At 64.2% G+C, this 19,182-nt stretch carries 12 protein-coding genes; all 12 read right to left on the bottom strand.

What is annotated here, in order from left to right; genetic code table 11:
• Nucleotides 1-23: 23 nt before the first annotated feature.
• The 12 genes from NKJ32_RS08100 to NKJ32_RS08045 all read right to left on the bottom strand — a co-directional run bounded on the left by NKJ32_RS08100 (nt 24) and on the right by NKJ32_RS08045 (nt 19,175).
• Nucleotides 24-908 (bottom strand): transglutaminase family protein, encoded by an 885-nt coding sequence (locus NKJ32_RS08100; protein ID WP_352448166.1) that lies wholly within the window; start codon nt 906-908, stop codon nt 24-26.
• A gap of 7 nt (nt 909-915) precedes the next feature.
• Entirely contained in the window at nt 916-3,327 is a 2,412-nt protein-coding gene (locus tag NKJ32_RS08095; RefSeq protein WP_352454108.1) for a circularly permuted type 2 ATP-grasp protein, read from the bottom strand.
• A 6-nt stretch (nt 3,328-3,333) separates the two neighbouring features.
• Nucleotides 3,334-6,705 (bottom strand): transglutaminase family protein, encoded by a 3,372-nt coding sequence (locus NKJ32_RS08090; protein ID WP_352827311.1) that lies wholly within the window; start codon nt 6,703-6,705, stop codon nt 3,334-3,336.
• Nucleotides 6,706-7,151: 446 nt separating this feature from the next.
• Nucleotides 7,152-8,342: an acyl-CoA dehydrogenase gene (locus NKJ32_RS08085; protein ID WP_352454106.1), complete on the bottom strand. Its 1,191-nt coding sequence runs from the start codon at nt 8,340-8,342 to the stop codon at nt 7,152-7,154.
• Between the two features lie 242 nt (nt 8,343-8,584).
• Nucleotides 8,585-10,897, bottom strand: coding sequence for a Tex family protein (locus NKJ32_RS08080; RefSeq protein ID WP_023675457.1), 2,313 nt, complete (start codon nt 10,895-10,897; stop codon nt 8,585-8,587).
• A gap of 119 nt (nt 10,898-11,016) precedes the next feature.
• Nucleotides 11,017-12,198 carry a serine hydrolase domain-containing protein gene (locus NKJ32_RS08075; protein ID WP_023675456.1) on the bottom strand — a complete coding sequence of 394 codons (1,182 nt, stop codon included), beginning with the start codon at nt 12,196-12,198 and terminating at the stop codon, nt 11,017-11,019.
• Between the two features lie 27 nt (nt 12,199-12,225).
• The gene (locus NKJ32_RS08070; RefSeq protein WP_352633613.1) at nt 12,226-13,422 is read right to left on the bottom strand and encodes a serine hydrolase domain-containing protein; all 1,197 of its coding nucleotides are present in this window, start codon (nt 13,420-13,422) and stop codon (nt 12,226-12,228) included.
• 62 nt (nt 13,423-13,484) lie between these two features.
• A complete protein-coding gene (locus NKJ32_RS08065) occupies nt 13,485-14,513 on the bottom strand; it encodes an extracellular solute-binding protein (RefSeq protein ID WP_352827309.1) in 1,029 nt (342 codons plus the stop codon).
• A gap of 27 nt (nt 14,514-14,540) precedes the next feature.
• On the bottom strand, nt 14,541-15,353 hold the full coding sequence (locus NKJ32_RS08060) for an ABC transporter permease (protein ID WP_023675453.1): 813 nt from the start codon (nt 15,351-15,353) through the stop codon (nt 14,541-14,543).
• A complete protein-coding gene (locus NKJ32_RS08055; protein WP_352827306.1) occupies nt 15,346-16,275 on the bottom strand; it encodes an ABC transporter permease in 930 nt (309 codons plus the stop codon). The genes NKJ32_RS08060 and NKJ32_RS08055 overlap by 8 nt, the downstream gene beginning before the upstream one ends.
• Nucleotides 16,275-17,369, bottom strand: a complete 1,095-nt coding sequence (locus tag NKJ32_RS08050; RefSeq protein ID WP_352586923.1) for an ABC transporter ATP-binding protein — start codon at nt 17,367-17,369, stop codon at nt 16,275-16,277. Before NKJ32_RS08050 ends, NKJ32_RS08055 begins: the two co-directional genes overlap by 1 nt.
• Before the next feature lie 102 nt (nt 17,370-17,471).
• Complete coding sequence (locus tag NKJ32_RS08045) at nt 17,472-19,175, bottom strand: amidohydrolase (protein ID WP_352620430.1); 1,704 nt, start codon at nt 19,173-19,175, stop codon at nt 17,472-17,474.
• Nucleotides 19,176-19,182: the final 7 nt, after the last annotated feature.

The raw sequence follows: 19,182 nt of genomic DNA, 5'->3' as shown, positions 1-19,182 counted from the left end.
CCGTGCAACGAAGACGTGCGTCGTCACGCCTTTTCGAGCACGACCGGAATGACGTCGACCGCCTGCTCGCCGACCTGTCCACCAGTGGTTTTCAGCACGCCGACGATCGGCGCCACATCGGAGTAATCGCGGCCGTAGCCGACCGTGATATGGTCGTTGCTTGCCCGCATGCCATTGGTCGGATCGAATTCCTGCCAGCCGGCATCGCGCCCGCACCACACCTTGACCCAGGCGTGCATGGCGTCGGCGCCTTCGAGCCGCGGCTTCCCGCGCGGCGGGATGGTGCGCAGGAACCCGCTGACATAGCCCGCGGGAATACCGAGGCCGCGCAGGCCGGCGATCATGATGTGGGAAAAATCCTGGCAGACGCCGCGCTTCAGGCCAAAGGCGTCGCTGGCCCGCGTCTGCACGGTGGTCGCCTCGCCGTCATAGGTGAAATCGCGGTGAATGCGGTTGCACAGAGCCATGGCCGTGCCGACTGTCGAACTGCCGGCACTGCCTTTCGCATAGGCAGTGATTGCCGCGTCGATGCCGGCATGATCGCTGGCGGCCAGAAAGTGATGCGGCGAAGCCGGCGCCAGCGAGTGCACTGCGCCGAGTTCTTCCCTCAGCCGGCGTATGTCCGGCGATACGTCGAGCCCGGGTTCGGGCCGCGACACTGAAACACGCGCGCTCATCCTGATGTCGAGCGCATCATGCGCGTCACGAAAGGCGATCGAGGTGACACTGTTGCCGAAAAAGTCGGAAAAGTCGGAACGTTCGCTGGGCGCCGGCACAAAAGACAGTGAAGCGGCGATGACGCGCTGCACGCCAGGGATGGTCGGCGGCAGCACGCGCACTTGATGGCGGCCGCCGCCGGCCGCCGCATCATAGTCGTAACGCAGGTGAAGCCTGATGTCGTAGAGCATGCTGTCTCTACCCGAAATAGGCTTTGGCGAGGCTGTTGTAGAGCCCGCCGATTTCATTGGCGAGATCGCCGAGGGCCTTGGCCGTCATGTCCGAGGGCTCCTTGATGGCGATCGACGTGTTGAGCTGCAGGATTTCCTTGGCCGCCGGCGACATATGGCCTTCAGCGCCGACAGCGGGCAGCAGCGCGATTTCGGCTTTCAGCCGTTCGAGCTGGAAAAGGATTGAGCGCGGGTTGAGCGGATCGAGCGCCAGAAGGTCGACCACCGTGCGCCGCCCCGCCTGCACCGGATATTGCCGACGGTGCGTCATGACGCTGTCGCCGATCTCCAGCATCATGTCGAGCGCGCCTTCCGGCGCCTGGGCTCCGGTCAGCCGGGCGAGCGTGCGGGCGATCTGGATGCCGCGTTCGAGCCTGCGGCCGATTTCCAGGAAACGCCAGCCGGCAAAGCGGTACATGTTCTCGTGCAGCAGGCCGGAAAACCCGGCCAGCTTGCGCAGGATGACCGTCATTGCCCTTGTCGCGTCGTCGCCCGGCGCCACTGTCGCGGCAAATTGATGGATGGTCTTCGACAGATCCTTCAATGCCAGCCAGCCATCGGGCGAGAAGCGGTCACGGATCTGCCCGGCGCTGTAAACGGCGCTGTCCAGCGTGCCGATGAGCCCCAATGGGATTGCCGTCTCGACGTCGATGCCGAACGGCGCGAGATAGTCGCTGATATCGGCGAGCAGCGGCATCTCGGGATCGGATGTCTCGGCCAGCCGCACATGGTAGGCGCGCAGGATGCGCACCGTGTCTTCCGACCGCTCGATATAGCGGCCGAGCCATGTCAGGTTCTCAGCCGCGCGGCTGGGCAGGCTGCCGGGCAAGGTTCGGGTGAAGCTGTCGTGCTCCTGCGGCAGCAGCGTCTCGCGCTCGACCGGCCTGTCGCTGACCACCCAGACATCCGCCGCCTGGCCGCCGCGCTGCATGGCGATGGCGGTCGGGTCGAGCGAGAAGCCGACACGGGCAAAGCCGCCCGGCATCACCGTCCAGCCTTCCGGCGTCCGCGCCAGATAGACGCGCAGGCTTGCCGGCCGCGGCTCCAGCCAGCCGCCGACATAGACAGGCGTGGTCGACAGCGTCACCGCTTCCTGGCCGACGAAGTCGCCGCCGTCCCGTTCGATCCTGGCGACGAGTTCGGCCCGTTCCTCGACCGACAGCGCTGACCCGAGCTTGGTCGAGCCGTCGTCCTCGAAGGCAAGCCGCGTCGACAGCGCCGGGCCGATCACCATGCTATCGATATTGGCGAGCACATGCTCACGCTCCGTCTCCTGCCCGCACCACCATGTCGCGACCGTCGGCAGCAGCAGTTCCTCATTGCGCAGGGCGCGCGAAATCTTCGGCAGGAAGGCGAGCAGCGCGCGCGTCTCCATCAGGCCGGAACCCAGTGCATTGACGGCCGAAACCGCCCCTTGCCGGACCGCTTCGACCAGCCCCGGCGTGCCGATCTGCGAGTCCGGCCGCAATTCAAGCGGATCGGCAAAGGCGGCGTCGAGCCGCCGCCACAAGACGCTCACCGGCATCAGCCCCGAAACCGTGCGCACCATCAGCCTGCCGCCCGAGACGGTCAGGTCCTCGCCCTCGAGCAGCATGATGCCGAGATAGCGGGCGATATAGGCATGTTCGTAATAGGTTTCGTTCAGCGGTCCCGGCGTCAGGATGGCGACACGGCCGCCGGCTTGCTTGGCCATGCCGATCAGCGCGTCGCGGAAGCGACGGAAGAAGCCGGCCAGGCGGTGCACATGCATCTCGCCGTAGATGTCGGACAGCGCCCTCGTAGTGGCGACGCGGTTCTCCAGCGCGAAGCCGGCGCCCGACGGCGCCTGTGTGCGGTCGCCAAGCACCCACCAGCGGCCGTCCGGGCCACGACCGAGCTCGAAGGCGCAGAAATGCAGGAAATGGCCGCTGGCCGGCCTGGTGCCGACGACCGGCCGCAAATATTCGGGGCTGGCCGCGATCAATCCGGCCGGTAGAATGCCTTTCTCGACCAGCCGGTTCGGACCGTAAATGTCGGCGATGGTCTCCTCGAACAGATCGGCGCGCTGGACCAGGCCGGCGCTGATACCAGCCCATTCCTGCTCCTCGATCAGCAGCGGCACATGCGCCAGCGGCCATTCCCGCTCGTTGGCGCCGGCCTTGTCGTAGACGCGGTAATAGACGCCGGCATCGCGCAGGTACTGGTCGGCGCGGGCGAAGCGCTGGGCAAGCTTTTCCGGACCCAGGTCCTCCAGCGCCTCGATGAAGTGCCGCCACGCCGGCCGCGGATTGCCCGACGCATCGACCATCTCGTCGACGACGCCTTCGATCGGCTGATAGTGCTCCAGCAGACTGTGGGTTTGCGGCTTGCTGCGCAGCCTTTTGTGATTCCCCTTCGCCATGGCTGATCAGAGTCTTTGCGGCCGCCGAAGGTCAAGGGTCATCGGGAAATCTTCAGAGGCTTCTTCGTTGCACAGCACATAGCTGGACGGCGTATGGCCACGTGGTTCGAAGCGGGCGAGCCGCCGCGCCTCCGCTTCGTTGCCGTTGACCGGGAAGGTGTCGTAGCTGCGCCCGCCGGGATGTGCCACATGGTAGACGCAGCCGCCGACCGCGCGGCCCGACCAGCGGTCATAGATGTCGAAGACCAGCGGGGTGTTGACCGGTAGCGCCGGATGCAGGCCCGACGCCGGCTGCCAGGCCTTGAAGCGCACGCCGGCCACTGCGATCTCGCGGTTGTCGGTCACCTTCATCGGCACTACGCGGCCGTTGCAGACGACGGCGTGACGCTCCGGGTTGAGCCCATCGGTCTTCACCTGCAGCCTTTCGACGGAGGAATCGACAAAGCGTACGGTGCCGCCGATCGCGCCTTGCTCGCCCATCACGTGCCACGGCTCGAGCGCCTGCCTGAGCTCCAGCTTGACGCCGGCATGCTGGACCTCGCCGCAGAACGGGAAGCGGAATTCGAGCTGGGCGTCGAACCATTCCGGACGGAACGCAAAGCCGTTCAGCTTGAGGTCGTCCAGCACGTCGAGAAAATCCCCCCAGACATAATGCGGCAGCATGAAACGGTCGTGCAGCGAGGTGCCCCAGCGCACGAAGCGGCCGTCGAGCGGGTTCTTCCAGGCCCGGGCGATGATGGCGCGCACCAGCAATTGCTGCGCCAGGCTCATGCGCGCGTTGGGCGGCATCTCGAAGCCGCGGAATTCGACCAGCCCGAGCCGGCCGGTCGGCCCGTCCGGCGAAAACAATTTGTCGATGCAGATTTCCGAGCGATGCGTATTGCCCGTCACGTCGGTCAGAAGGTTGCGGAACAGCCGGTCGACCAGCCACGGCAGGGGTGCCGCGCCCTTGTCCGGATGTGGCACCTGCGCCATCGCGATTTCGAGTTCGTAGAGCGAATCGTGGCGTGCCTCGTCGAAGCGCGGCGCCTGGCTGGTCGGGCCGATGAACAGGCCGGAGAAAAGGTAGGACAGCGACGGATGTCGCTGCCATTGCAGCACCAGGCTCTTCAACAGGTCGGGGCGGCGCAGGAACGGACTGTCATTGGGCGTGGCGCCGCCGACGACGACGTGGTTGCCGCCGCCGGTGCCGGTGTGGCGGCCGTCGATCATGAACTTGTCGGCGCCAAGCCGCGTCTGCCGCGCCTCTTCGTAGATCGCCGTGGTCGTCGCCACGCAATCCTGCCAATTCGCGGCGGGGTGGATATTGACCTCGATGACGCCGGGATCGGGTGCGACACGGATGACATTGAGGCGCGGATCGTGCGGCGGGCCGTAGCCCTCGATGTGCACCGGCAGGCCGATCGCCCTTGCCGCCTTCTCCGCCGCCGCCACCAGTTCGAGATAGTCCTCCAGCGCCTCGACCGGCGGCATGAACACACAAAGCCGTCCGTCGCGCGGCTCGACCGAAAGGGCCGTGCGCACGGCGCCGCCGATCTCGGTAATCTCCTGTTCAACGCGGTCCTGCTGGCCAGTAACGGCCGTAAAGGAGACCGCCTGCTGGCGTCGCGCCATCTCGTCGGCGCCCTCCAGTTCGGCCGCAGCGGGCGACGAAGCAGAACCGGGCAAGATCGCCTCACGCGCCGGCAGTGGTCCGCGCGGCAGCGATGGATCGACCGGGACTATGTAGGGGAACTGCGCCGGCGGCACATAGGGCAGCGTGCCGAGCGGCAGGCGGTAGCCGACCGGCGAATCGCCGGGCACCAGGAACAGCCTGCCGCGCCGCGTCTTCCATTTTTCCGAGCGCCAGCGCGGTCCGGAAGCCTGGCTGTTCCAGCGCTGGACGGGCAGCACATAGCCCGACGGCTTGGTCAGCCCGCGTTCGAACACCCGCGCCATGCGGCTGCGCTCCTCCGGATCCTCCAGCTTCGAATTGGAAGGATCGACGTTGTCAGGCAGCTTGCCTTCCTTGAGCAGCCACTCGGCCGGATCCTCATAGGCTTCGCTGACCATGGTCTTGTCGATGCCGAGTTCGTCGGCGATCGCCGTCAGCAGGCCTTCGGCCTGCTTCGGTCCGACATCCGCCTCGCTCTTTTCATGCGCGATCAGCGACGGGTCGCTCCACACCGGCTCGCCGTCGGTGCGCCAGTAGAGCGAGAAGGTCCAGCGCGGCAGGCTTTCGCCGGGGTACCATTTGCCTTGCCCGTAATGCAGGAAGCCGCCCGGCGCGAAGCGTTCGCGCAGCCGGCGGATCAGCGCGTCGGCCTTTTCGCGTTTGGTCGGCCCGACGGCGGCGGTGTTCCACTCTGCAGCCTCGAAATCGTCGATCGAGACGAAGGTCGGCTCGCCGCCCATGGTCAGCCGCACGTCGCCGGCCTGGAGCGCAGCATCGACCTGGACCCCCAGCGCGTCCAGCGCCTGCCAGCTCTCGTCGGAGAACGGCTTGGTGATGCGCGGATGCTCGGCGATGCGGTCTACCCGCATGTCGAAGCCGAATTCGACATTGGCGAAGCTCGCCATGCCGGAGATCGGCGCGGCATTGCGGAAATGCGGCGTTGCCGCGAGCGGCACATGGCTTTCGCCGGTGAGCAGGCCGGAGGTCGGGTCGAAGCCGATCCAGCCGGCGCCCGGCAGATACACCTCGCACCAGGCATGGAGGTCGGTGAAATCGGTCGCCGTGCCGGGCGGCCCGTCGAGCGCAACGAGGTCGGGTTTGAGCTGGATCAGGTAGCCGGAGACGAAACGCGCGGCGATGCCGAGGTTCCTCAGTATCTGCACCAGGAGCCAGCTGGAATCGCGGCACGACCCCTTGCCGGCGGCCAGCGTTTCCTCGGGCGAGAAGACGCCGGTTTCCATGCGCACGATATAGGCGATCTCGCGCTGCAGCCGCGCATTGAGGTCGACGACAAAATTGACGGTGTTGGTCGGGTGGCGCGCGAGGGTTTTCAGGAATGCCTCCAACAGCGGCCCCGCCGGTTCCGGCGTTCGGTAGATGGTCAGATCGTCCCGGATCTCTTCGGGGTATTCGAACGGAAACGTCTCGGCCGACGGTTCGACGAAGAAATCGAACGGATTGTAGACCGTCATGTCGGCAACGAGATCGACCTCGATCTTCAACTCCGTCACCGGCTCGGGAAAGACGAAACGGGCAAGGAAATTGCCGTAGGGGTCCTGCTGCAAATTGACGAAGTGGTTTGCCGGCCCGACCTTCAGCGAATGGCTGAGCACTTTGGTGCGGGAATGCGGCGCAGGCTGCAACCTTATGACTTGCGGGCCCAAGACGACCGGCCGGTCGTATTTGTAGTGGGTCAGGTGATAGACGGCTGCCAGAATTGCCATGGTGCCCCTGAAGTCGGCGTTTCAAAAGGAGTTCGCTGAACCCTGACACGAATGCTGACCATTCTCCAAGCAGAGATGTTGCGCTGCACCTAAATTAAGCAGCTTTCACAGCTTCACGAAACGGAGCGCCGACCTGGGATTCCGTGGCGTGGCGGCAAGACGTTGCAACGGTGCAGAGCCGAAGGCCGGCGGGTCAGCACCGGGCGCTTCCCGCCGACATTGATGTCAGCAGCACCCGCGATGCTTGGTCGAAAAGAGCTGAAAAGAAAAACCCGCCTCGGTGAGCGGGTCGTCGGTGCGAATTAGCACCATAGCGAAATTAGTAGCATAGCTGCCGGCACAAAGCAAGAACAAAATGTGGCGCCGTTGGCGAAAATTGCCGATCTCCCGCCTTGCGAGGGGAGATGCCAAGCAGTGGCGCTGGAAGCGGAGGACACCTGCCAATGCTAAAAGAACGCCTGCAACCCGGTCTGCGCCCGCCCGAGGATCAGCGCATGCACGTCATGCGTGCCCTCATAGGTGTTGACGGTTTCCAGGTTCTGGGCGTGGCGCATGACGTGGTAGCCTATCTGGATGCCATTGCCGCCATGCATGTCGCGGGCCTGGCGGGCGATGTCGAGCGCCTTGCCGCAATTGTTGCGCTTGACGAGCGAGATCATCTCCGGCGCCATCTTGCCTTCATCCATCAGCCGCCCGACGCGCAGGCTGCCCTGCAGGCCGAGCGCGATCTCGGTCTGCATGTCGGCGAGCTTCTTCTGGAAAAGCTGCGTGCCGGCCAGCGGCTTGCCGAACTGCTTACGGTCGAGGCCATACTGGCGGGCGCGGTGCCAGCAATCCTCAGCCGCGCCCATGGCGCCCCAGGAAATTCCGTAGCGCGCCCGGTTGAGGCAGCCGAACGGTCCCTTGAGACCCGAGACGTTGGGCAGCAGCGCGTCCTCGCCGACCTCGACGCCCTCCATCACCACTTCGCCGGTGATCGAGGCTCGCAGCGACAGCTTGCCGCCGATCTTCGGCGCCGACAGCCCGTTCATGCCCTTTTCCAGGACAAAGCCGCGAATCTCGTTGTCATGCGCGGCCGATTTTGCCCAGACGACGAACACGTCGGCGATCGGCGCGTTGGAAATCCACATCTTCGAGCCGGAGATCCTGTAGCCGCTCGCGGTCTTCTCGGCCCGCGTCTTCATGCCGCCCGGGTCGGAACCGGCGTCAGGTTCGGTCAGGCCAAAGCAGCCGATCCATTCGCCCGACGCCAGCTTCGGCAGGTATTTCTTGCGCTGTTCTTCCGAGCCATAGGCGTGGATCGGATACATTACCAGCGACGACTGCACGCTCATCATCGAGCGATAGCCCGAGTCGATCCGCTCCACTTCCCGCGCGACCAGCCCGTAGGTGACGTAGTTGGCGCCGAGCCCGCCATATTCTTCTGGGATGGTGATGCCGAGCAGACCGGCCTCGCCCATTTCGCGAAAGATCCCGGCGTCGGTCTTCTCCTCGAGATAGGCTTCCTCGATCTTCGGAGCGAGCTTGTCGGCGGCAAACGCCGCGGCGCCATCGCGCACCATGCGCTCGTCCTCCGAAAGCTGGTCCTCGATCAGGAAAGGATCATCCCAGACGAATGCGTTCTTGTCGGCGGCCATGGCTCTCGGTCTCCCAAACTCATGCATGTCGCCCAAAGCTTGCCCGCGGGCCTGACCCGAGGGTGTTCGGCAGCTTGGAGATAACGACATGCATCGAAACAGAAATCTTGAAACGCGCGGCTTATCGGCTCCCGTCCTGAAAAAATCAAACGAAATAGCTTCGCCGATCCATGAGCATTGGTGATGGATGATCAATGTCGAGCGCCGCCGTCTGACCTGGCGGCGCAGCCCGGCTCGCGAAATTACTTCCGCTTCAACGCATCGGCCAAAGCGGCGCCGAACGCGCCCTGCTGCACCGGCCGCTCCGGCTGGCGTTGGGGCGCGGGCGCGCGCGGCACCGGCCTGCTGCCATTGTCGCGCGGCTTCGGTGCGCCAGCGTCGCCATCCTTGCGCATCGACAGACCGATGCGCTTGCGCTTGATATCGACGTCGACGACACGCACCTTGACCACGTCGCCGGCCTTGACCACCTCATGCGCGTCCTTGACGAAACGGTCGGCTAGTTGCGAGACGTGCACCAGTCCGTCCTGGTGCACGCCGATATCGACGAAGGCGCCGAAGGCGGCGACATTGGTGACAGTGCCTTCAAGCTGCATGCCGGGCTTCAGATCTTTGATGTCGTCGATGCCATCGGCAAAAGTCGCGGTCTTGAAGCCGGGGCGCGGGTCGCGGCCGGGCTTTTCCAGCTCCGCCAGGATGTCGCGCACCGTCGGCAGGCCGAAGCGCTCATCGACGAAGACGCGCGGATCGAGCGCCTTGAGTGCGGCGCTGTCGCCCATCAGCGAGCGGACGTCGCGCCCGCAGGCCGCAACAATCTTCTTGGCCACGCCATAGGCTTCCGGATGCACCGCTGACGCATCGAGCGGTTCGCTGCCGTTTGGAATGCGCAGGAAGCCGGCGCATTGCTCGAACGCGCGGGGTCCAAGGCGGGAGACCTTCAACAGTTCGCGACGGCTGGCGAACGGGCCGGAGGCATCGCGATGCGCAACGATCGCCTCGGCCAGCGATGCGCCGAGACCCGAAACCCGCCCCAGAAGCGGCGCTGAGGCCGTGTTGAGATCGACGCCGACGGCGTTGACCGCATCCTCGACCACCGCTTCCAGCGAGCGGCCGAGGCGGTACTGATCGACGTCGTGCTGGTACTGGCCGACGCCGATCGACTTCGGCTCGATCTTGACCAGTTCGGCGAGCGGATCCTGCAGGCGCCGCGCGATCGACACTGCCCCGCGCAGCGACACGTCAAGGCCGGGAAATTCCGCCGCCGCCGTTGCCGAGGCGGAATAGACCGAGGCGCCGGCTTCACTGACGATCACCTTGAGCGGCTTCGGCCCGGACCCGGCAGGCATGTCAGCCAGCATGTCGGCCACCAGCCTTTCGGTCTCGCGGCTGCCGGTGCCGTTGCCGATCGAAATCAGCTCGACCTTGTGCAGCCGGATGAGCTTGGCCAGTTCGGCCTGCGTGCCGCGGACATCGTTCTTCGGCGGGAACGGATAGACCGTTGTCGTCGCCAGCAGCTTGCCGGTGCCGTCCACCACCGCCACCTTGACGCCGGTGCGAATGCCCGGATCGAGCCCCATCGTCGGCCGCGAGCCGGCAGGCGCGGCAAGCAGCAAATCCTTGAGATTGCGGGCGAAGACATGGATGGCTTCTTCTTCGGCCCGCTCGCGCAGATCGCGCATCAGATCGAGCGTCAGGTGCAGCGACAGCTTTATGCGCCAGGTCCAGCCGGCGACCTCCATCAGCCAGCGGTCTCCCGGCAACTGGCGGCCGATGGCGTAGGCGTCGGCGATCATCCGCTCAACCGGTTTCACCGGAGAGGCGTCATCGGCATCGACTTCGACGTCGAGCGACAGAACCTCCTCGTTGCGGCCGCGCAGCATGGCCAGCGCGCGATGGCTCGGCACGTTGGCCCAGCGCTCGACATGGTCGAAATAGTCGGAGAATTTCGCGCCCGCCTCCTGCTTGCCGTCGACGACGCGCGACCGCAGGAAGGCGCGTTCCTTCATGTAGGTCCGCAATCTGCCGACCAGATCGGCATTCTCGGCGAACTGTTCGGACAGGATGTCGCGCGCACCCTCGAGCGCCGCCTTGGTATCGACCACGTCTTCGCTGATGTAGGCCAGCGCCAGCTCGGCGGGTACAGCCGTACGGTCGGCGAGAATAGCTTCCGCCAGAGGCCCGAGCCCGCGCTCGCGTGCGATCTCGGCCTTGGTCCGGCGCTTCGGCTTGTAAGGCAGATAGATGTCTTCGAGTTCGGCCTTGGTGCCGGCCGCAGCGATCTTTGCCTCGAGCTCGTCGGTCAGCTTGCCCTGCTCGCGGATCGAACCAAGGATGGTGTCGCGGCGCGCGTCGAGTTCGCGCAGGTAGGCCAGCCGCTCGGCAAGGTCGCGCAGCTGCGTGTCGTCGAGGCCGCCGGTGACCTCCTTGCGGTAGCGCGCCACGAACGGCACGGTCGCGCCGTCGTCGAGCAAGCCGATCGCCGCCGCAGCCTGTTCGGGCCGCGCGCCGATTTCGGCGGCTATGATGGTTGCGATGCGCTTGATGTCGGCTGCCATGTCGTACCTGTCGCTAGTCGAAACGAGCAGCGACCATAGGCGCAGAGCACTGCCGCGCCAACTGCGCCATTTTCAACCCGGCGAGAGGTCCACAGGAAAGGTCGGGCTGTCTGGATGGATCAGACCATCCGGCTCAGCGCCTCGAAGAAAGAAGTCATATCCAGATCGAGCGGATCGTCGACCGGTACCGGCTGCGACGACATTTTTGCGATTACCATTTCGGCCTTCGGATTGACGTAAAGCCACTGGCCGTGGATGCCGATGCCGCAGAAGGCGCCGCTTGCGGCGCCCGTCTGGTACCATTTGTTGCGGTAGCGGCCACGCTGAAACAGGAACGCCATCGTGCCGCGCCGCCAGGCCTCGGCGTCACCGCCAGTTTCGGCCGTGTCGCGCACCCAGGCTTCCGGCACGACGCGGCGGCCATTGGCCGTGCCGCCTTGCCGCATCATCTCGCCGACGCGTGCGAGGTCGCGCGGTGTCACCGAAATGCCGCCGGCGGTGCGCGCCGTTCCTTCCATGTCGACTGTCACCGAGGCATCGCCGACGGCGCCGAGCGGCGCCCATAATTTTTCGCGCATCAGATCGGCGAAGCGCCGGCCCGACGCGCGTTCGAGCAGGATGCCGAGCAGGTCGGAATTGGGCGAGCGGTAGCGGAAAGTCCGGCCATGCGGCTCGGCCAGGCCCTGCAGCGTCATGAGGAAAGTGGCCAGGCTCTCGATGCCCCCGCCTGGATTCCACAGCATGGCGCGGCGGTAGCGGGCGAAGGCGCTTTCCGGATCGAGATAGGCCTCTTCGAAATCGAGGCTGACACTCATGTCGAGCACGTGCCGCACACGCGCATCGCCATAGGCCGAGCCGGCGGCTTCGGGCAGATAGAGGCTTACCGGTGCCTGCGGATCGAAAATCCCCTCGCCTTCCAATGTGCCGGCAACAATGGCGGTCAGCGACTTGCTGATCGAAAAGACGATGTGGCGCGCCCCAAACTCCATATGCGGCGCGAACCAGTCGCCGACGAATTTGCCGCGTTTCATGATCGTCAGCGCGTCGGTATCGGAGCGCGCGAGAAACGCCGCGACCGTCTCCGCGCCGCCTGCAAGAGCGACCTTTTCGCCAAGTAGCCCGCCGAAATCCTGCGCCGGCGCCTCGCTGCTGCCCGGCTGTGCCGCCACGGCAGCGCTCGGCACCAGCTCGCCGACATTCTGGAACGACCACCGGCTGAACGGGCTTTCCCGCCAGTTGCCGAGCAGAACCTCATTGCGGCGAAAGCCGTATCTGGTCTCGAACGCGGTCTTGCCGGTCATGGTGGTCCTGCGGATTTTCTTTGAGGTTCAGGCGAGCGCAGCGGCAATGGCATGCACGGCTTTCAAGGTCGCCACCGAATAGCCGATGTTGGTGAAATCCGGATAGCTCGAAAGCTTCACCACGACCATTTTCGTATCCCAGTCGATATGGATCAGCTGCCCGAACACGCCCCGGCACATCAACGCGCGCGAGCGCGGGTCCTCGATCCAGAACTGGTTGCGGTAGCTGCCTTCCGGCAGGCTGGGACTGAAATCCGGTCCATGCCTGCCATTGCGCGTCGCCTCGATCCAGTCGGCCGGCACGATGCCGCCTCCATTGTCGAGGATCAGCTGGCCGAAGCGGCCATAATCGCGCAGCGTGGCGTTGAAGCCGCCGTCGGCGACCGCATAACCGGCGCTGTCGACAGTGAAGCAGGCGCTTTCATCGGCGCCGAGCTTTTGCCAGAGCTCTTCCGAAATCAGCTGCGCCAGCCTTTTGCCGCTCACCCGCTCCATGATGAAGGCAAGCACGTCGGTCTCGATCGAGCGGTATTCGAAGGCAGCGCCGTGCGGCCGGCTCTTTTCCTTGAGCCCCAGGATCAGTTCGAACATATGCGATGGCCAGCGGAAGGCCGGATCGCTGCCCGGCGGCACCGGCTTCCAGCCGGTGGCGACATCGACCTGGCCGATGTCGGAATAGGGGTCGGTGTATTCCTCGGAAAAGCGCACCCCGCTCGTCATGTCGAGCACATGCTGCACGCTGGCGCCTGCCCAGCCGGTCGCTTCCAGCTCCGGCAGATAGGCCGTCACCGGCAAGTCGGGATCGATCACCCCGTGCCCGACCAATATGCCGAACACCGAGCCCGTGACCGACTTCGCCATTGACTGCGACAAATGCAGCGTGCGCTCGGTCATGCCGTTGAAGTAGCGCTCATAGGCGACCTTGCTGTCCTTGAGCACGAGAAACCCGTCGGTATAGGTCTCGTCGAGCAGCCCGGCGAGCGTCGTCGGCTGCCCCATGCTGTCGCTCACCGGCAGCGCGTCGAGATCGACCTCGGCGCGCTCGAAGCGATGCCGATGGCCATTGCCGCGCCAGACTTCGACGGTCGGCAGAAATTCGCGGATGTGCTGAAACGCCCAGCGGTTCCATGGCGGCCGGTCCCAGTCGAGCTTCGGCGGCACCATCCGCGGCGGCGAACCCTGCATGATCGGCGGCGCCGGTTCGCTGTTGCGATAAGATTTCATCCAATCCCCTTGTCGCAAAGAAGGGAGGCCGAAGCCTCCCTTCGATCGATCCCACGTCGAGCCTATTTGCGCAGATTGGTCCAGATCTTGTTGTAGATCTCGACCACTTCCGGTGGGCAAGGTGGCACAAATTCCGCAGTCGGCGCACCGGCCGGCGGATTGATTTCCGGCGCGCTGGCGAAGTCCGGCGGCAGGAATTTGTGGCTCCCGGTAATGCCGTTGTCGTAACCGGCGAATTCCGAAATCAGCGCGGCGTTTTCCGGGGCCATGACGAAATCCTGAAACAGCTTCGCATTTTCAAGGTTCTTCGCGCCTTTCAGCACGGCCACATTGTCCATCCAGCCTTCGATGCCTTCCTTGGGATAGGCGTATTTGATCGCCGGAATTTTCTGGCGCGCACGATAGGTTGCGCCGTTCCACGCCTCCGTGACGATCACATCGCCCGAGGTGATCTTGGTGATGGTGTCGTAGCTGAAGGTCTTCCATGACGGCTTGGCGGCCATGAGAATGTCGTTGACCTTCTTCAGATTGGCCTTGTCGGCGCCGCAACGCGGCACACCGGCATAGCGCTCGGCCGCGTGCATCACGGTGTTGACATCGTCGAGCATGTTGATCTGGCCTTTCAACTCGTCCGGCGGGTCGAACAGGATTGCCAGCGTGTCGATGTCGCCCTTGTATTTGTCGGTGTTGACTTCGAACGCGGTGGTGCCGAACTGCCACGGCACGGTGTAGTGACGGCCTTTGTCCCAGTAGATGTCGACGAAGCGCGGGTCGAGGTTCTTGCCGTTCGGCATCGCATTGGGCTCGGTCTTTTCGAGCAGGCCCTCATCGATCATGATCTTCACGGTGTAGTCGGATGGGACGACGATGTCGTAGCCGGAATTGCCGGCGCGCACCTTCGACAGCATGGTCTCGTTGGAATCGTAGTCGTCCAGCGTCACCTTGACGTTGTATTGTTTTTCGAATTTCTCGATCAGCTTGGGGTTGGTGTAATCACCCCAATTGTAGATGTGCAGCTCACCATCGGCGAGTGCAGGTACTGCCCATAAAAGTGCTGCCGTCGAAACGGCAGCCGTCAGTTTCCTAGACATCACAGTCTCCTTTGCCTTCCCATTGACTCACTTGGCGCGGCGGCGCGCGATCAGGAACGATATCGAGACGAACAGGATCGACACCAGCAGCAGGATGGTGGAGATGGCATTGATCTCCGGCGTCATCGGCCGCCTGATCTGGTTCCAGATGTAGAGGGGCAGCGTCGTCTGCCCGGGGCCGGCGACCAGCTGCGTGATGGTGAAATCGTCGAAGGAGACGATGAAGGCGAGCGCCCCACCCGACAGGATGCCGGGAACCAGCAATGGCAGCGTTATGCGCCGGAAAGCATGCCAGGGCGTGGCATAGAGATCGGCCGCGGCAGCTTCGAGCGTCAGATCCATGTCCTCGAGACGCGCCCGGATGGGCATATAGGCGAAAGGAATGCAAAAGACGGTGTGGGCGAGGATCAGATTGCCGATGCCGAAATTGAGCCCGAGAGTGCCCGCGATCAGCGCAAAGAACGAGAGCGTCGCCACCGCCGTGATGATCTCCGGAACCATCAGCGGCAGGTTGATGACCATGAAGGCGGCCGACAGCCCGCGCCACGGCTTGACCCGGGTCATGCCGATCGCCGCCAGCGTCGCGGCGATCGTCGAAATGATCGTGGCGGTGACAGAGATGATCAGCGTGTTCTTGGCGGCGTTGTGGAATTCCTGGTTGAGCAGCGCACTGCCATACCAACCGAGCCCGATGCCTTCCCAACGCGTGACCAGAGACCCGGTGTTCAGCGAGAAGATCATCAGGATCAGGATCGGCGCGTAGAGCACGCAGAGGCAGATGATGGCGATCGAGCGGAAGCCCGGTTGGTCCTTGATATCGGCGCTGCGGGGGTCAGCCATGCCTCATCTTCCCCGACGTGTTACGGACATAGAAGTAGAGCGCCACCAGCACCGCTGCCATCAGGATCAGCGCCTGCGCGCAGCCGAGCGGCCAGTTGCGCCCGGAGCCGAATTGCTGGGCGATGAGATCGCCGATCATCAGGTGGATACCGCCGCCGAGGATCAGCGGCGTCACATAGGCGCCGAGGGCCGGAATGAACACAAGCAGGCAGCCGGCGATGATGCCGGGCAGCGACAGCGGGATGATCACCCGCCATAGCACCTGCCGACGGGTCGCATAGAGATCGTAGGCGGCCTCGACCAGCCGGAAATCCAGCTTCTCCAGGCTGGAATAGAGCGGCAGCACCATGAACGGCAGGAACGAGTATAACAGGCCGAGCTGGATGGCGAAGTTGGTGTAGAGCATGGTGATCGGTTTCTCGATCACCCCCAGAGTCATCAGTGCGTTGTTGATGAGGCCCTCGTCGCGGATGATGAACATGATGGCAAGAGTGCGCACCAGCAGGTTCGACCAGAACGGGATGGTGATCAGCAGCACCCACCAGTTGCGCTGCGCCGGCGGTCGCGTGGCCATGAAATAGGCTGTCGGAAAGCCGAGCAGCAGGCAGATGACCGTCGTCACCACGGCGAAGACGAACGAGCGCAGATAGATGATCAGGAAATCCGGCGTGAACTGCAGCGTGTCGTCGAAGATGTCGCGCTGGAACAGGAAGTTCAGATAGGCGTCGGTCGAGAATTGCCACTGCACGCCGCCATAGGGTGCTGCGGCAAGAAATGAATAGATGACGATGATGAGAAGCGGCAGCACGCCGAAAATGCCGATGATTATCAAAGCTGGCAACGAAAGCAGGCGGTGGCGCCTGGCGCTGGCCTTCTCCGCCTCTGCTTCGAACAATGCAGCTTGGGAAAACGCGCTCGCCATCAATCCCTCAGCACTTGCGCGGCGTCGTTGCCGATCGAGACGCCGACCTTGTCGCCTCGCTCGAAACCGCAGCCTGCGCTGCGCGTGTTCTGCTGGCGCACGGTGAAGGCTTCGCCACTGTCCAGTTGGACATGAATATGCGTGTCGGTACCGAAATAGACGATGTTTTCGATGGTTCCCGAAAGGTCGCCCTTGCCGCTGGTCAGCTTGGCGTGTTCCGGCCTGACCACCACGGTAGCATTATCCTTCGGCTGGAAGCCTTCAGCCACGGTCGCGTCGATCGTTGCGCCGGATTTGAGGGTCGCGCGAGCCTTGCCGTTGCCGATGTCGGTGATGGCTGCGGTCAGGAAATTGGTTTCGCCGATGAAGTCGGCAACGAAGCGCTCCGCCGGCTTGTCGTAGATGTCCCAAGGCGTGCCGACCTGCAGGATCTTACCGGCCGACATCACAGCGATGCGGTCCGACATGGTCAGCGCTTCCTCCTGGTCGTGGGTGACGAAGATGAAGGTGATGCCGGTCTGGTGCTGCAGCCGTTTCAGTTCGATCTGCATCTCCTTGCGCAGCTTGTAGTCGAGCGCCGACAACGGCTCGTCGAGCAACAGCACTTTTGGCTGCGGCGCCAGCGCGCGGGCCAGTGCCACGCGCTGCTGCTGGCCGCCGGAGATCTGGCTGGTGCGGCGGCCGCTGAGCGCCTCCATTTTGACCAGCTTCAGCATCTCGGCAACGCGCGCCTTGATTTCGGCTTTCGGCTTGCCCAGCATCTCCAGCCCGAAGCCGATATTCTCGGCGACCGTCATGTGCGGGAACAGCGCATAGGACTGGAAGACGGTGTTGACCGGCCGCTTGAACGGCGGCAGCGGCGCGATGTCGTGGCCGTGCAGCAGGATTTCGCCTTCGCTGGGGAAGTCGAAGCCGGCGATCAGCCGCAGCAGCGTCGTCTTTCCGCAGCCCGACGGCCCCAGCAGCGTGAAGAACTCGTTCTCGCGGATCGACACCGAAACCGTGTCGAGAGCGGCGACTTGTGCGTCCCCGGTACCGAACACCTTGCGGACGCCGCGGACTTCGATTGCACTCTTACCCGGCTGATCCGGCACGCACTTCCCCATTTTCATGTCCGCTCTTGTTGGCGGATCCAGTTCCCATTCGATTGTCAGCATATGCCGGTCGGCTTGGCAACCATGCATCTGAATCTCGGTTCAGAACGCAAGCTCCGTGCCATCGTCAGCCCCATCATCAACCTGATGACTGATCTTGCCGCCGCAGATGGTAGTCACCGGATGCACCTTGTGTAACAAACCCGGTTCAGTTGTCTCGATATCGGCCGACAGCACCACCAGATCGGCCAGATAGCCGGTTTTCAGCCGGCCCTTGCGGTGCTCCATGAATTCGGCATAAGCGCCTTCGACTGTATAGCCCGCAAGCGCTTCCAACAGCGAGAAGCTCTGGTCGGGAACGCCGTCTGCCCAAGGTTTGCGCAGCATCGCCGCCTGAATGCCCAGGATCGGCTCGATCCGCGACACCGGCCAGTCGGAAGCGAAGACGACATGCGCACCCGCCTGCTTCAGCGTCCGCCAGGCATAGCTGAGCGGCCATCTTTCGCGGCCGATGCGCGAGAGCGTCGGCTCCAGCGGGAAGTCCATGGCGCCGGGCGGGTGCGGCGGCTGCATCGAGGCGACGACGCCGAGTTCGGCGAAGCGCGGCACGTCGGCGGCAGTGGTGACCTCGATGTGCTCGACCCGGTGCCGGCTGTCGCGTTTGCCGTTCTTCCGCTGCGCCGCCTCGTAACCGTCCAGAACCGCGCGCACCGCGCCGTCGCCGATCGAATGCACGGCGACCTGCAGCCCGCGCCGGTCGGCCTCCACCGCCACCTCGGCGAGATGCTCCGGCGTAAACAGCGGCTCACCGCGCCAGCCCGGCCGGTCGGCATAGTCGTCGACCATGACCGCGGTCCAGCCTTCCAGCACGCCGTCATAAAACACCTTGACCATGCCGGACGACAGCCATTCCGATTGGTAGGAGCTGGCCATGCTCGATGCCTTTTCCAGCCTGTCGAGCGACATGAAATTTTTGAAGTGGAACGGTATCTTGGTGCGGCAGAGCAGCCGGCCTTCCTGCTCCAACCCGGCAAGCAGTTCGAGCTGGTAGAGATTGCCGTCCATGTTCTGGATTGAGGTGATGCCGTGGCGGGCGCACCATTCCAGCCCGCGATGCATCAGGTCGCGGTCGGCCGCGATTTCAGCGGCGGAAGGGTATGGGTCGGGCTCACCGCCTGTCGCGAGGCCGAGCCGAACGCGATTCTGCCCGGAAAGCTCGAGGATCGGCCCGAACGCCTCGCCCTCGCGCAATTCGCCCGCCGCAAGGCCGTCGGCGCCCATGACGATCTCGTTGCCGGGGCCGAGTTGCTTGCCGTGCAGGATGCCTGCCAGTTCCAGCGCCTTGGTGTTGGCCCACATCGTGTGGTGATCGGAAGCAGACATGGCGAACGGCCGGTCGGCGATGATGCGGTCGAGATGATGGCGGGTGACCGGCTCTTCCTTGGAAAGGATGGTGTAGTCGACGCCGGCCCCAAGCAGCAATTTGGCGTTCGGCCGTGCCGCAGCGTAGGCGCGGATCGCGTCGCTCAGCGCATCGAAGCCATGCACGCCCTGAAGATGCAGATTGTCGAGTTCGGCCGCGCCGCCGAAAAGATGCATGTGCGCTTCGATGAAGCCCGGCACCACCGAACCGCCTTGCGCATCGATGATCTTCGTGGCCGGCCCTTTCAGCGCCTCGATCGTCCGGCGATCGCCAACCGCCATGATGTTGCCGTCCTTTATCGCCACCGCCTCGGCCGTCGGATTGCCTTCGTCCATGGTCAGCACACGGGCATTGGTGACGATCAGGTCGGCATTTGAACTCATGATTACC

Origin of the sequence: Mesorhizobium sp. M0159 (assembly GCF_040322295.1) — a bacterium.
In the GTDB taxonomy this organism is placed as follows: domain Bacteria; phylum Pseudomonadota; class Alphaproteobacteria; order Rhizobiales; family Rhizobiaceae; genus Mesorhizobium.
The sequence above is the reverse complement of the archived record's forward strand: the minus strand, read 5'-3'. Positions and strand labels throughout refer to the sequence as shown.

Coding starts and splice junctions, on each gene's coding strand:
- NKJ32_RS08070 (WP_352633613.1), bottom strand. CDS start 13,422: ATGAAATCTTATCGCAACAGCGAACCGGCGCCGCCGATCATGCAGGGT.
- NKJ32_RS08060 (WP_023675453.1), bottom strand. CDS start 15,353: ATGGCTGACCCCCGCAGCGCCGATATCAAGGACCAACCGGGCTTCCGC.
- NKJ32_RS08045 (WP_352620430.1), bottom strand. CDS start 19,175: ATGAGTTCAAATGCCGACCTGATCGTCACCAATGCCCGTGTGCTGACC.
- NKJ32_RS08055 (WP_352827306.1), bottom strand. CDS start 16,275: ATGGCGAGCGCGTTTTCCCAAGCTGCATTGTTCGAAGCAGAGGCGGAG.
- NKJ32_RS08100 (WP_352448166.1), bottom strand. CDS start 908: ATGCTCTACGACATCAGGCTTCACCTGCGTTACGACTATGATGCGGCG.
- NKJ32_RS08090 (WP_352827311.1), bottom strand. CDS start 6,705: ATGGCAATTCTGGCAGCCGTCTATCACCTGACCCACTACAAATACGAC.
- NKJ32_RS08085 (WP_352454106.1), bottom strand. CDS start 8,342: ATGGCCGCCGACAAGAACGCATTCGTCTGGGATGATCCTTTCCTGATC.
- NKJ32_RS08095 (WP_352454108.1), bottom strand. CDS start 3,327: ATGGCGAAGGGGAATCACAAAAGGCTGCGCAGCAAGCCGCAAACCCAC.
- NKJ32_RS08065 (WP_352827309.1), bottom strand. CDS start 14,513: ATGTCTAGGAAACTGACGGCTGCCGTTTCGACGGCAGCACTTTTATGG.
- NKJ32_RS08075 (WP_023675456.1), bottom strand. CDS start 12,198: ATGACCGGCAAGACCGCGTTCGAGACCAGATACGGCTTTCGCCGCAAT.
- NKJ32_RS08080 (WP_023675457.1), bottom strand. CDS start 10,897: ATGGCAGCCGACATCAAGCGCATCGCAACCATCATAGCCGCCGAAATC.